This is a genomic window from Flavobacterium sp. (assembly GCF_052437795.1).
Lineage (GTDB): Bacteria > Bacteroidota > Bacteroidia > Flavobacteriales > Flavobacteriaceae > Flavobacterium.
Map to the genome: position 1 here is coordinate 1,010,519 of NZ_JBQVPA010000001.1, position 12,686 is coordinate 1,023,204.

Here is a 12,686-nt window from a genome sequence, read left to right on the forward strand (position 1 = left end):
ATTGGGAATTAGTAGCCGATCTTGTAAATTCGTTTCATAATTCCGCAATTTTTTTTGATAATGCAAAACATCGACGACCAGACCCTTGCCCGCGAACTATTATCCAACGAACGTACATTTCTGGCATGGGTGCGCACCGGTATTGCCATTATGGCGTTTGGCTTCGTGGTGGTCAAGTCGGCCATGTTCGTTGAGGACCGTACCATCACCGGGGCAGAAGGATCAATTATTCCGGGTGAGCTGTTCACTGCGATCGTGGGAATCGTGCTGGTTGTGGCCGGCTCGCTAATTACTACTGTATCCTACTTCCGTTACAGGCAGACTACAAGGCAGCTGCGGCAGGGTATTTATCACCATTCATCAGGAATACTTGCGATGGTAACACTTGGGGTATTGCTCGTGAGCGTATTGCTTATCGTGTATTTGATAAGGACGCTGTAGAATAAAAAATAAACCCCAAAGATCTTTGAATTCTTTAGGGTTATCATATAGTGGTCGGTTTGTTTAAACAGTTTCAGCTTTTGCCAGCACACCTACTGCCTCCATGCATTCCTTCATCATTTGATAGGTCCTTTCAATATCATTGTCAAGCCCGATAGAGAAACGGATAAGCCCGTCGGTAAGTCCCATTTCCTTTTGCTCTTCCATTGGTATCTCGCTCGATGTCGATGAGCCCGGTGCGCTGAATAATGTTTTGTAAAAGCCAAGGCTCACGGCAAGGTAGCCCAGGTTGCGGTGCTGCATCAGTTCCATCAGCTCATTAGCTTTGTCAAGCGAACCGGCATCTATGGTCAGCATTCCTCCAAAACCATACTCAGGATTGATCATGCTCTTGTACAGGTCGTGGCTCGGGTGGCTGGCAAGTCCCGGGTAAACAGTCTTAAGTCCGTCGTTCTCAAAGCGTTCAGCAAGGTATTGTGCGTTGTGGCTGTGCTGCTTCATACGGATGTGCAGGGTGCGCAGGTTCTTCATGATGCTCGCCGCGCGCAGGCTGTCCATTGTAGGGCCAAGCAGCATTGCCGCGCCGTCATTCACATTGCGGAGCGCATCAATAAATTCCTGTGTGCCGCATGTTACGCCGCCTACAGTATCGCTGCTTCCGTTAATGAATTTAGTCAGGCTGTGTATTACCACATCGGCGCCCAGTTTTGCCGGGGCTACCGAAAGCGGGGAAAAGGTATTGTCTACCAACAGCTTCAGGTTATGTTTTTTGGCAATTTTAGCCAATGATCCGATGTCGGCTACTTCCAGGAGCGGGTTGCTCACTGTTTCGCAGAAGATGACCTTGGTGTTTGGTGTGATCGCCGCTTCTACGACATCCAATTTAGTGATGTCTACAAAAGATGCCGTTATGCCCAGTTTTGGCGTGAAATTCTTAAGGAAAGCGTACGTTCCGCCATATATTGTTCGGCTTGATATAACGTGGTCGCCGGCCCCGCAAAGCTGAAGCAGTGCCGTGGTGATAGCTCCCATGCCCGATGCGGCAACGTTAGCTGTTTCTGTACCTTCCATCGCTGCCAGTGCCTGGCCCAGGTACAGGTTGCTGGGGGATGCATGGCGTGAGTAAAGGTAGCAGCCTTCGGCATTCCCTTCAAACGCGTCAAACATCGTTTTTGCTGTAAGGAAAGTATAGGTTGATGAGTCGGATATCGATGGGTTAACACCACCGAATTCCCCGAAATATTGCAGGTCCTGTATCTTATTTGCCGGATCGAAAGTTTTCATAAGGTAAAATTTTGTCGTTTGTTCGTTTCGCCAAAGAGAGTGAATTGTAGATTTAAAGTCAATGATAATCCATATATTTAGATTATTTTTCTATGAATATTGATTTTTGTAGATTATTTTTCGTTACTGCAAATTAAATTTATCAAATTTGACGAAAATTTTTCATGCTATGTTAGATACTACAGACAAACAGCTGCTCGCTCTGTTGCAGGAAGACAGCACCCAAACCACTAAACAGCTTTCAATAAAGCTCAGGCTTTCCGTAACAGCGGTTTATGAACGTGTTAAACGTCTGGAACGCGACGGCATCATCAATAAATATGTAGCTGTTGTCGACAGGAATAAGGTAAACCGTGGATTTGTTGTCTTTTGCCATTTAAAGCTGGCACAGCATACAAAAACCTATATAACTAAATTTGAGCAGGAGGTAACACAACTGGATGAAGTGCTGGAATGCTACCATGTAAGTGGTGATTATGACTACATCCTGAAAATTTATGTAGCCAATATGGAGGAGTACCGCGAGTTCATGGTGACAAAGCTTACCACATTGCAACACATCGGCAGTACGCACAGCACCTTTATGATAGGGGAGGTCAAGAATACAAATGTTATTGCGGTGTAGCTTTGCAGCATTTTGCAGGTTGATCCCGTAAATGCCAAAATAAAAATATTACACCAACGTTGTACTACCAAACTTACACCAACTATAAAAAATGAAACGCTTATTACAGTTATTTGTCTGTTCGTTTTTTCTTCAGGTTTCCGGGCAGGAAAAATTTACCATTTACTTTGACTTTGACATTGATGAGACAAATGCAGCGTCCGGAACAAACCTGGAAACCTGGATAAGTACTCATAAAGATGCTGAAGTAATTAAAATTTACGGATATGCCGACAGCGTTGGAAATGCCCTTTACAACCAGGACCTTTCGGAACGCAGGGCATTGTATGTATATGAAATGCTGAAGGAGGGGAATATTGCCCTCGATAGTGTTGAGGAAAAAGGTTTTGGCGAGACTGAGGCCTTTTCCGTCAATAGGGCAAAAGACCGAAAAGCGGTACTGTATTTTAGGCAAAAGCCGAAAACCGTGCTTAAAAAGCCTGAGGTTAGCGAGTTTACTAAAAAAGTCACTGTAGCAAGGAAGGGTGAGAAGATAAAATTACCTGACCTACACTTTTTGAACAATTCAGGACAGGTCCTTCCGGAATCCAGGCCTATACTTTTTGAGCTGCTTGCCATTATGAAAAATAACCCTGATCTGAAGATCGATATTCAGGGACATATTTGCTGTATGGTGAAAGAGCAGAAGGAAATTTCTAAAAAAAGGGCTGTAACCGTTTATGAATTTTTAGTCCGCAACGGGATCGATAAAAACAGGCTGTCCTATCAAAGCTTTGGTAGCAGCCGTCCGGTATATGCACTTCCTGAAAAAAGTGAAGCTGAAAAGGTAGCCAACAGGCGGGTGGAAATAGAGATTCTTGAGAACTGATATTTCAGATTTCAGATTGAACTACACTCGTTCCCTTAAAGTACTCATTCAAAAGTATGAGTGGGAAAAAATCTGTAATCTGTAATCTGAAATTACAAAGGCTCCTGCTGGCTAAGGCAATGGAAGCTGCCCAGTCCCCATATGAGGTCGGTAGAGTCTATCCCGATAACCTCTCTGTCAGGGAAACATTTGCGCAATATATCAAGTGCTTTCGCATCGTTCACCTCATCATTGAATATGGGAACGATCACGCTTTTGTTAGCAATGTAAAAATTCGCATATGAAGCAGGAAGTCTTTGGTCTTCATGAACCACGGCTTTAGGCATTGGCAATTCCACTATGTTAAGGGGGCTGCCATCCTGCAATTTCATGGTTTTAAGCAACTCCAGGTTCTCCAGCAGCAGGTGGTAGTTCTCGTCGTTCTCGTCTTCCTCAACAACCGTAACCACTGTATTTTCGTTTACAAAGCGGGTAATATCGTCGATATGCCCATCGGTATCATCGCCTACAATACCGTCGCCAAGCCAAATTATGTGCTCAACGCCATAATATTCTTTCAGGTATTCCTCGATCTGCTCCCGGTCAAGGTGTGGGTTTCGGTTCTCGTTCAGCAGGCAGGCCGTTGTAGTAAGCAGTGTGCCTTTGCCGTTGAACTCCACACTACCGCCTTCCATCACGATCCCGGGATGGAAAACCCTGTGCCCAAGTGCTGCACCTATTTTGGTTGGTATCACATCGTCCAGGTCGTAAGGTGGGTACTTGTCGCCCCAGGCGTTATAGCCCCAGTCAACAATAGCCTTTTCGCCGGTTTCCTTATTTACGACAAATGCAGGCCCATGGTCGCGGCACCACGCATCGTTGGTAGGGTGGAAGTAGAAACTTACCTCACCCAGACGCCCTTCAGGGACCAATGGCAGGAAGCTTTCAAGTTGTGACTGAGCGAAACGCTGCATCTCCTCATCAGCCACATTAATGCACACCGGCTGGTGGCGCGAAACCTGCAATATGAACTCGCAATATGGCTTGTATATCGTATGCAGCTTCCCAGGCCATGACGCTTCCTTATGCGGCCATGAAAGCCACATAGCACGCTGTTCAGAAAATTCTGCGGGGAATGAAAAACCTAAATTTTTAGGAGTATTATCTGAATGGATATCCATTATGATCTGTTGAGTTTGAATGGCAACCTGAAACTTTAAACTTTAATCTTTAAACCTGGAACGTTCTAATCCCCGTCAAGGTAGCGTTTCGTAATAGGCTGATAGCTATCGATCCTCCTGTCGCGAAGGAAAGGCCAGTGCGTACGGTAATGGTCGCTGGTTTGGGTGTCTATCTCTACTACGGTGGTCTCCTCCTTGTCGTGTGTGGCAAGGTACATGAGCTTTCCGTGCGGATTGGCTACAAAGCTGCCGCCCCAGAATTTCATGGCGCCCTCCTGCTCATAGCCTACGCGGTTCACACTAACTACGTGAACGCCATTGGCAACGGCGTGCGAACGCTGTATGGTTTGCCATGCGTCATATTGCTCTTTATTCGTCTCCTCATCCTGTGCGGAAGCCCACCCGATGGCAGTAGGGTAGAACATGATCTCAGCACCCATGAGCGCGGTAATGCGGCTGGCTTCGGGATACCACTGGTCCCAGCATATGAGCACACCTATTTTGGCGAACTTTGTCTGGAACACTTTATATCCAAGGTCACCGGGGGTAAAATAGAATTTCTCATAATAGCCCGGATCGTCGGGAATGTGCATTTTGCGGTACTTGCCCAAGTATTCGCCATCGGCATCAATTACTGCTGTGGTATTATGGTAAAGTCCTTCGGCACGCTTTTCGAAAAGGGAAGCAACGATCACTACGTTAAGCTCTTTGGCCACTTCGCTCAGCGCCGTTGTCGACGGGCCGGGTATGGACTCCGCCAGCTTAAAGTTCTCATAATCCTCTACATCGCAAAAATACAACGAGGTGAAGAGTTCCTGGAGGCACACGATCTGCGCTCCCTTTGCAGCGGCATTACGCACTTCTTTAATAGCTTTTTCGAGGTTGGGCTGCTTTTCGGCCACGCAGCTCATCTGTACTAATCCTACTTTTACTTTTGACATTTCTATTGAATAAAATTGAACCGCAAATTTATGCAAAAAGTTTGGGATTTTTGGGGTAGTACGGTGTTAGCGTTTGGTTAAAAGGGGAACAGAAGATAATTCTTCTTCCGTTTTGGATCAACTATACTTATAAGATAGTTTACAAGTCTCCGGATGCCTAAAAAGCATATATGAAGAACAGTCAAATGAATATTTTACCGTTTGCCTTTAGCAAAAGATCTCCTATTTACCTTGTATTCACTTGACGAGATATTAATGGTAGTTAAATATTTCTTAAAAAATAGGGTTTTGCCTATGTAGGGATATTGATGAAATGCTGAATTTTACTACAACCAATTATTAACCAAAATTTAATTTATTATGAAAAAAACAACGATCATTGCAGGCTTATCTGTAGTTTCATTAGTGTCTGTTGGATTAGCACTATTCTTTGGGATCGATAGGACTGTAAAAAAATATCCGGCAATATTAGCGCTCAAAAAGTCATGTCCATCATCAATACCTCTCAGTATTAGAGCTCTTACGACTAAGGATAAAATTTATGTTGACCTAAGTAAAATTGGGAATAATCAGCAAGTAATCACATGGTTAGCCAAATATGATGATTGTATGAGTTTTCCTGATAACTATTGGTTCACTGAATTTGCCCATAGTATAGATCCTGTAAATATTAGCGAAAGTGAATACAAAACAATTACATTGGGAGGTATTAAAGATGAACTGTTACGTACATCATCTATAAAATATGATGATTATAAAGAAACATACGATAAATACCTTCAGGTCAACCTGTCACCGACTTCGTTAACTATTACAGCTAATACTACTTATGATGCAGCCCTTGTACTTTATTCTTTCCCTTTAATTGAAAGTATCGTAATGAATCATGGATTGGATAGCAGTGCAGCATTTGATTTTGCAACAACTACGATCGATGGGGTGTCGACCGTTTTTTTAAGGGTCAGGCAAAATGAGAATGCTAAAGACACTGTAGGTTTTTACGATTTCTCTAATAAGCCTCCTTATATGGACCTATTATAATTTAATAAGTAACTTCATCGTATCAAGATGAAGTTTTTTTATGGAGAATTTTCATTTCATTCAAATATTAGTTGCTGCAAGCTTTCTTATAAGCTTGTTTTGGCTTGAGAGAAAAGGTATCGATAAGATAGTTTTCAATATTATATGCCTGAATTTTGCTGTAGAAATGACTGTGAGTACTTTATTGACCCTCGGTTTCGAACATGTAGGGATATTTTATACACTTTATACCATATGTCATAACTCTTTATGGCTTTTGCTAATAACACGTATTTTTAAGGTCCGGGGTATGAGGATGATCGCTCCTTATTTACTTTTCTGCATTTTAAACCTTATTTTATACGAAGGATCATATGACTATAACACTTACAGCTTTGTAATTGGTGGCTTTATATATGTGGCAATATTTATTTATCAAAGTTTTAGATCATTACAACTTGAAAAATTTCAGTTCTTTTTAGGGCTGGACTACTTTTTATTATTCATACCTGTTTTATTTTTTTTAGGGCTTAGTTTTTATTTCGGATTTAAAGACAGTTCGTTAGGCGATATTAAATTAATTGGCGAACTAGATCTGTATAAGTTTGTTATGAATTTTGTTAATTTTGTATATTACAGCCTATTAGTGGTTTATGTAATAAAAAGAGCGAAAAGTGGTAGATAGTAATAATAAAATAGCATTGGGTATCGTGATCGCCATACTTTTCATAAGCCTGCTTATTTTCTTCTGCGCGCTCCTCATAAAACTATACATACGCAAGATAAAGAACTATACACGCGTTATTTACCAAAAAGACCTTGACTTCCAAAAAACACTTACGGCCACCATACTTGAGACCCAGGAACAGGTGCTCAACAACATCTCGCAGGACCTGCATGACGATGCCGGGCAGCAGCTTACCTACATCAATTTCATGATCGAGAACTTAAAACTCGATAAGCCGGAATTGGCAGGCGACCTTGAGCCTTTGGGAAATTCGGCCTATATGCTGTCCAATTCCATCCGGCGCATCAGCCATTCCCTCAACAGCCAGATGCTCGTTCAGCAAAATTTCGTAAAAGCCATAGAAGGCGAGGCCGTCAGGCTCCGTCAGGTAAGCGGGATGGTTATTAAGTACACCGCATGTGGGAATTTACATAATAATTTCGACCCTGCTAAACAGATAGTAATTTTTCGTATATTTCAGGAGATCATCAACAATGCCCTGAAACATTCCCGTGCCACTGAAATTAGTATTGATGTGACAGCAGACCCTTCTTTCATGTTAAAGGTTTCTGACAACGGCAGAGGCTTTAAGTATGATGATGTAAAAAAAGGTCCTGCAGGTTTGGGGCTGCTCAACCTGGTAAGCCGCGCCGAGATGGTGGGACTTGCCATAACCATCTATTCAGCCGCAGGAAAAGGCACTACGATCACCTTACTTGAAATATAATACCTATGCAAAAAATTACCATCGGCCTTGTCGACGACCATAAGATCGTGCGGCAGGGGCTTAAAGAATTACTGGAAAAGCTGGGGAACTACAAAGTCATTGCCGAATACGACAGTGCCCCTGCATTTTTGGACGCTTGCAGTACCGATGAAAATCCTTCGATACTTATTGTCGATTATTCCATGCCGGGTATGAACGGGGTAGAGCTAATCCGCGAGATCGAAAAGCTGGAAGCCGAGTACAGGATCCTCCTGCTCACACAGCATTTTGATGATCATATCATTGATACGGCTTACCACTATGGCGCGCGCGGTTTCCTCCATAAGAATTGCAGTGCGGCCGACCTGAAATTCGCCATTGACAGCATTGCCAATACAGGTTACACCAATGTTGTCGAGATCTTGAACAGGGTGCGCAAATTTGATGTATCATTACTTGAGGAGAAGAAAAAGCACGGCATCGAGCTTACATCCCGCGAGCATGATTTCCTAAAGCTCGTTTGCGATGGCCGCGAGCTTACTTATGAGCAGATGGCCGACATCATGAACGTATCGGTCAAGTCCATTGAAGCCTACCGGACCGCTCTTTTTGATAAATACAATATTAAATCCAAGGTAGGGCTGGTGCTATTTTCCTACAGATACAAGCTCACCGACCCTTTTTTATAAATTAATCTAAATATGTAGGATAATACCGTCGCGATGTTTAATTTTAGTCTTCCAAAAAACATAACATCTAAATGGCAACACCAAACTCGCGTTTCGAAAACATTTTTACATCAGAAGGTCAAATACCTCAAGAATACCAATTACCCGAACTTCACCAGCGCGAATACCTGCTCAACGGGCAGATGGTGCAATGGGAAGGTCCGGTGACTGAAGTATATTCACCCGTATGCATCCCTGGTACCGACGGCCTTAAGCGCAAGCTCGTCGGCAGCTACCCCGATACTTCAGCCAAAGAAGCCCTTGCCGCCCTCGATGCCGCCCTTGCCGCCTATGATAACGGAATGGGGGAGTGGCCCTCGATGAGCGTTGAAAAACGTATTGCGTGCATGCAGAATTTTGTATACTTAATGCTGAAGCAGCGTGATCTGGTGATAAAGCTGCTAATGTGGGAAATAGGCAAATCGCTGGCCGACTCCACTAAGGAATTCGACCGTACAGTAGATTATATCAATGCCACCATTGATGCGCTCAAGGATCTCGACCGTGAGTCGTCGCGCTTCCAGGAAGCCGAGGGTACCATTGCCCAGACACGTCGCCTGCCGCTGGGTGTCGTGCTCAGCATGGGGCCGTTCAACTATCCGCTCAACGAGATATTCACTACGCTGATACCTGCCCTCATCATGGGCAATACCATATTATTTAAGCTGCCAAAGCACGGCATACTGGCACATTACCCGTTACTCGAAGCTTTTAAGGAAGCCTTCCCGAAAGGAACTGTGAACACGCTGTATGGCAAGGGTGCCGAGATCATTCCGCCGCTTATGGAAAGCGGCAAGATCAATGTGCTGGCCTTCATAGGGTCGAGTAAAGTCGCTAACGGCCTTAAAAAGCAGCATCCTAAAGTGAACCGCCTGCGCGCTATCCTAAGCCTCGATGCCAAGAATGCCGCCATAGTGACCAATAATGCCGACCTTGATGTGGCTGTGTCAGAATGTATTGCAGGAGCATTATCATTCAACGGTCAAAGGTGTACCGCCCTCAAGCTGCTGTTCGTACAGGATGGCGTGGCAGACGAATTTGTGAGGAGGTTAAGCGAAAAAGTATCGGCCCTTAAGCCCGGCCTGCCATGGGATAAAGATGTAAAAGTCACCCCACTGCCGGAACCTGATAAACCTGCTTACCTTAAAGAATGTATTGAAGATGCCATTGCCAATGGCGCTAAGGTAATGAACGAGGGTGGGGGATATACCGAAGCTTCCTTCGTTTTCCCTGCTGTAGTATACCCTGTAAATGATTCGATGAAATTATACCACGAAGAGCAGTTCGGGCCCGTGGTGCCGGTAGTTCGCTTCAGTTCGATAGAGGAGCCGATAGACTACCAGGTCAACGCATCACATGGTATGCAGGTTAGCATTTTCAGTAACGACGCTGCCGAGGTTGCCAGCCTTATCGATCCGTTCGTGGGGCTTGTAAGTCGTGTCAACATCAACTGCCAGGCACAGCGTGGCCCTGATGTTTTCCCTTTCACAGGGCGCAAGGACAGTGCAGAGGGCACGCTGTCGGTGTTTGACGCGCTTCGGTCATTCTCCATCCGTTCACTTGTCGCGGCAAAGGTTACCGATGCCAATAAAGAATTGCTAAACAAGATCGTGCGCGACCATGAGTCCGGCTTCCTGAGCACTGATTATATTTTTTAATGATGTGTCAGCATAGCGAGAAAACTTGCTTACTGCATTTTTTTAAGTCTGAGTAACGCTTCAAGGTAGTAATAGTCAGCATACACGATTGAGCAGTCGATCTCGCTTCCTGCCGGCTTATGCCCTGTAGAATGCATTAAAAAAGCATTATTCAGGCTATGGCTTTGGTATTTGGCCGAAAGTTCCGTGAGCATTTTTTCGGCTTTGGAACGGTATTCCTTTTTCAGGATTTTATCGTCGGTAAGTGCCGATAGCTCCAGCAGGGCCGATGCCGTTATCGCTGCCGCTGATGCATCCCTGGGTTCATTGGGTATTCCCGGCGCGTTAAAGTCCCAGTAGGGGATCAGGTCTTTTGGGAGTCGGTCGAGGTACACTCTGGCTACCTTATTTGCAAATTCCAAAAATTTAGGGTCTTTCGTTTCGCGGTAAACCATGGTAAACCCGTAAATAGCCCAGGCTTGGCCACGTGCCCACATACTGTCGTCGGCAAAGCCCTGTGCGGTCACACCTTTTATCTTGTGGCCGGTTTGCGGGTCATATACCAAAACGTGGTAAGAGCTGTGATCATCCCTAAAGTGGTTGGCCATGGTAGTCTCGGCATGCTTCACGGCAATGTCATACAGTTTTTTGTCGCCGCCATTTTTTGAGGCCCAAAACAGCAATTCCAGGTTCATCATGTTATCGATGATGGTATTATGGCCACCATAATTGTTATGCGGCCATGACTGTATCGTGCCCACTTTTGGGTTATAGAGCGTTGCCAGCGTATCGGCAGTCCTGAGGATGATCTCCTTATAACCCGGGTTCTTCGTTATCCTGTAGCCATTGCCAAAGCTGTTGAATACCTGGAATCCCAGATCGTGGTCGCTGGCCTTATTGACCGATAGCGGTGTGAGCAGAAGCGTATATTTATCGGCGGCGGTAAGGAACTTCTGGTCGCCGGTAGCTTCATACAGATACCACAGCTCGCCCGGCCAGAAACCGCTGGTCCAGTCACCGTATTCTACGAATTTCCAATATTTCGCGTTGTTTGGAACACTCCTGGGCAATACTCCGGTATCGGGAATGGTTGCGAGTGTTTTGGTAGCCTGCGCGGCGCAATATTCTATCTGTCTTTGTATATCCGGTCCAGCGCCTGTGTCGCTTTTTAATCCAAGTGCAGCCATCATTGCAGCACCCGCCATCCCTATGAATTTTAATTTTATGCTCATGGTATTATTGATCGTTCTATTTCTCAGGTACTTACCTATATTTTTACTTCCAGCGGATGCGCGATGATCTGCGCCTGCCTTTGCAGCATGGCATCCCATTCTGAAACATCGTCCACCTGCCCGCTTTTCTGCCAGGCAAAACCGGCATAATATACTATCTTACTATTAGGTTTTAGTAGTACCAGCAGGTTACTTTGGTCGGCCGTTTTTGATACATAGGCAAATGCCGACATGATCGTTTCCGGGTCGGTCACTATGCCTTCGCCTATGTAAGCGTCATCTATTTTCTCCCAATGGCGGAACCAGCTTTTTTTCTTATCCATACCAACTTTACCTTCATTTCTGTGCATGGTAATGCCCACGGCATAATTCGGAAGTTTTTTATCGGATCTTACCGTAACTTCAAATTTAGAAAAATTCGACCCCACATCAAGCGTTATACGCTTGGTTTCGCGCACGCCAAATTCGCCCCACGGTGCATAATCCAGCTCAAAAACCGTGCGCAGCTGCCCGGTTGCTATAATTCTGTGGGCAATAAAATTTTCAGATACCTGCAGGCTGTCTTTTATCCAGATGCCACTGCCTCCCGTACCCCGGCTGGCACCAACATGGTAGGGGTCATAACCCTCCCCGCGGTCGGTATGGTAGTAACCGGGCGAAGCTTTATGGCCGGCATACCATGCCTCGATAACAGGATGGGAAACCCGCTTCAGCCAGATGTCCACGCCGCTCGACAAAGTACTCCCTGGAATGCCTTTCAGCGCTTCCTGCTGCCCTTTTGGACCGTATACCCGAAAGGCGACCTTATCATTCTCCCATGCAAGATCATCGCTGCGCTCGGGAATAAATCGTGAATAGGTACCGTACATTATACCGGAAGAGGATGTTTTGCTATCTACAGATAATTTATAGGCCTCGGTCTCATTAGCCCTGACTTCGGCAACAAAAAGCAGTTCATCAACTTTTCCGTCACCGTCATTATCGATCCATTGCAACGGCAGGTATTCATGTGAATTTGCCTTTTGTATCCGGATATCGTTTTGGGAATGTGATCTCAGCAATTTTGCCAGATGCTTCCGTTTTACAGCCACGACCTCCTTCCTGTCAAAGTCAAGATCGTTCTTTACCATAACAGCGATCTCCTGTGCGATGCCGTTAATGCATATCAACAGGAAAGTGATCAGGGCCATGGGTTTGCAGGTTAGCATGCCCAAAGATATAAAATGAAAATGCTGCAAACATTCCTGTCAGAAAATTTATCTTCAGGGAGTATGATATTTCAATTCTTTTTAGCGATGAGATAACGGCTTTGCGTAC

At 44.9% G+C, this 12,686-nt stretch carries 13 protein-coding genes; 8 read left to right on the forward strand and 5 right to left on the reverse strand.

Features of this window, described 5'->3' with window-relative positions; genetic code table 11:
* Window positions 1–60: 60 nt before the first annotated feature.
* On the forward strand, window positions 61–441 hold the full coding sequence (locus ACT6R0_RS04960; RefSeq protein ID WP_444651848.1) for a YidH family protein: 381 nt from the start codon (window positions 61–63) through the stop codon (window positions 439–441).
* Window positions 442–504: 63 nt separating this feature from the next.
* Here ACT6R0_RS04960 and ACT6R0_RS04965 read toward each other — a convergent pair whose 3' ends face one another.
* On the reverse strand, window positions 505–1,725 hold the full coding sequence (locus ACT6R0_RS04965; RefSeq protein ID WP_444651850.1) for an aminotransferase class I/II-fold pyridoxal phosphate-dependent enzyme: 1,221 nt from the start codon (window positions 1,723–1,725) through the stop codon (window positions 505–507).
* Between the two features lie 169 nt (window positions 1,726–1,894).
* Between ACT6R0_RS04965 and ACT6R0_RS04970 the strand changes: the two genes are divergently transcribed.
* Both ACT6R0_RS04970 and ACT6R0_RS04975 read left to right on the forward strand, forming a co-directional pair.
* Window positions 1,895–2,350: an Lrp/AsnC family transcriptional regulator gene (locus ACT6R0_RS04970; protein ID WP_444651852.1), complete on the forward strand. Its 456-nt coding sequence runs from the start codon at window positions 1,895–1,897 to the stop codon at window positions 2,348–2,350.
* A 91-nt stretch (window positions 2,351–2,441) separates the two neighbouring features.
* Window positions 2,442–3,218 (forward strand): OmpA family protein, encoded by a 777-nt coding sequence (locus ACT6R0_RS04975; RefSeq protein ID WP_444651854.1) that lies wholly within the window; start codon window positions 2,442–2,444, stop codon window positions 3,216–3,218.
* Between the two features lie 92 nt (window positions 3,219–3,310).
* Here ACT6R0_RS04975 and ACT6R0_RS04980 read toward each other — a convergent pair whose 3' ends face one another.
* Window positions 3,311–4,378 (reverse strand): agmatine deiminase family protein, encoded by a 1,068-nt coding sequence (locus ACT6R0_RS04980; protein ID WP_444651856.1) that lies wholly within the window; start codon window positions 4,376–4,378, stop codon window positions 3,311–3,313.
* Between the two features lie 65 nt (window positions 4,379–4,443).
* Complete coding sequence (locus ACT6R0_RS04985; protein WP_444651858.1) at window positions 4,444–5,319, reverse strand: carbon-nitrogen hydrolase; 876 nt, start codon at window positions 5,317–5,319, stop codon at window positions 4,444–4,446.
* 360 nt (window positions 5,320–5,679) lie between these two features.
* On the opposite strand from ACT6R0_RS04985, the gene ACT6R0_RS04990 reads away from it, so the two are divergent.
* The 5 genes from ACT6R0_RS04990 (at window position 5,680) to ACT6R0_RS05010 (ending at window position 10,158) form a co-directional block, all read left to right on the forward strand.
* Window positions 5,680–6,360: a hypothetical protein gene (locus ACT6R0_RS04990; protein WP_444651860.1), complete on the forward strand. Its 681-nt coding sequence runs from the start codon at window positions 5,680–5,682 to the stop codon at window positions 6,358–6,360.
* 40 nt (window positions 6,361–6,400) lie between these two features.
* A complete protein-coding gene (locus tag ACT6R0_RS04995) occupies window positions 6,401–7,024 on the forward strand; it encodes a hypothetical protein (RefSeq protein WP_444651862.1) in 624 nt (207 codons plus the stop codon).
* Window positions 7,014–7,793, forward strand: coding sequence for a sensor histidine kinase (locus ACT6R0_RS05000; RefSeq protein ID WP_444651864.1), 780 nt, complete (start codon window positions 7,014–7,016; stop codon window positions 7,791–7,793). Before ACT6R0_RS04995 ends, ACT6R0_RS05000 begins: the two co-directional genes overlap by 11 nt.
* A 5-nt stretch (window positions 7,794–7,798) precedes the next feature.
* The gene (locus tag ACT6R0_RS05005) at window positions 7,799–8,461 is read left to right on the forward strand and encodes a response regulator (RefSeq protein WP_444651866.1); all 663 of its coding nucleotides are present in this window, start codon (window positions 7,799–7,801) and stop codon (window positions 8,459–8,461) included.
* A 71-nt stretch (window positions 8,462–8,532) separates the two neighbouring features.
* The gene (locus ACT6R0_RS05010; protein WP_444651868.1) at window positions 8,533–10,158 is read left to right on the forward strand and encodes an NADP-dependent glyceraldehyde-3-phosphate dehydrogenase; all 1,626 of its coding nucleotides are present in this window, start codon (window positions 8,533–8,535) and stop codon (window positions 10,156–10,158) included.
* A gap of 29 nt (window positions 10,159–10,187) precedes the next feature.
* Here ACT6R0_RS05010 and ACT6R0_RS05015 read toward each other — a convergent pair whose 3' ends face one another.
* Both ACT6R0_RS05015 and ACT6R0_RS05020 read right to left on the reverse strand, forming a co-directional pair.
* Window positions 10,188–11,369 carry a glycoside hydrolase family 88 protein gene (locus ACT6R0_RS05015; protein ID WP_444651870.1) on the reverse strand — a complete coding sequence of 394 codons (1,182 nt, stop codon included), beginning with the start codon at window positions 11,367–11,369 and terminating at the stop codon, window positions 10,188–10,190.
* Window positions 11,370–11,404: 35 nt separating this feature from the next.
* Complete coding sequence (locus ACT6R0_RS05020) at window positions 11,405–12,559, reverse strand: DUF4861 family protein (protein ID WP_444658700.1); 1,155 nt, start codon at window positions 12,557–12,559, stop codon at window positions 11,405–11,407.
* Window positions 12,560–12,686: the final 127 nt, after the last annotated feature.

Excerpts from the sequence above, each read along its gene's own strand:
- ACT6R0_RS04990 (WP_444651860.1), top strand. The coding sequence starts at position 5,680 with ATGAAAAAAACAACGATCATTGCAGGCTTATCTGTAGTTTCATTAGTG.
- ACT6R0_RS04975 (WP_444651854.1), top strand. The coding sequence starts at position 2,442 with ATGAAACGCTTATTACAGTTATTTGTCTGTTCGTTTTTTCTTCAGGTT.
- ACT6R0_RS04980 (WP_444651856.1), bottom strand. The coding sequence starts at position 4,378 with ATGGATATCCATTCAGATAATACTCCTAAAAATTTAGGTTTTTCATTC.
- ACT6R0_RS04960 (WP_444651848.1), top strand. The coding sequence starts at position 61 with ATGCAAAACATCGACGACCAGACCCTTGCCCGCGAACTATTATCCAAC.
- ACT6R0_RS05015 (WP_444651870.1), bottom strand. The coding sequence starts at position 11,369 with ATGAGCATAAAATTAAAATTCATAGGGATGGCGGGTGCTGCAATGATG.
- ACT6R0_RS04965 (WP_444651850.1), bottom strand. The coding sequence starts at position 1,725 with ATGAAAACTTTCGATCCGGCAAATAAGATACAGGACCTGCAATATTTC.
- ACT6R0_RS05010 (WP_444651868.1), top strand. The coding sequence starts at position 8,533 with ATGGCAACACCAAACTCGCGTTTCGAAAACATTTTTACATCAGAAGGT.
- ACT6R0_RS05005 (WP_444651866.1), top strand. The coding sequence starts at position 7,799 with ATGCAAAAAATTACCATCGGCCTTGTCGACGACCATAAGATCGTGCGG.
- ACT6R0_RS04970 (WP_444651852.1), top strand. The coding sequence starts at position 1,895 with ATGTTAGATACTACAGACAAACAGCTGCTCGCTCTGTTGCAGGAAGAC.
- ACT6R0_RS05020 (WP_444658700.1), bottom strand. The coding sequence starts at position 12,559 with ATGGCCCTGATCACTTTCCTGTTGATATGCATTAACGGCATCGCACAG.
- ACT6R0_RS04985 (WP_444651858.1), bottom strand. The coding sequence starts at position 5,319 with ATGTCAAAAGTAAAAGTAGGATTAGTACAGATGAGCTGCGTGGCCGAA.
- ACT6R0_RS04995 (WP_444651862.1), top strand. The coding sequence starts at position 6,401 with ATGGAGAATTTTCATTTCATTCAAATATTAGTTGCTGCAAGCTTTCTT.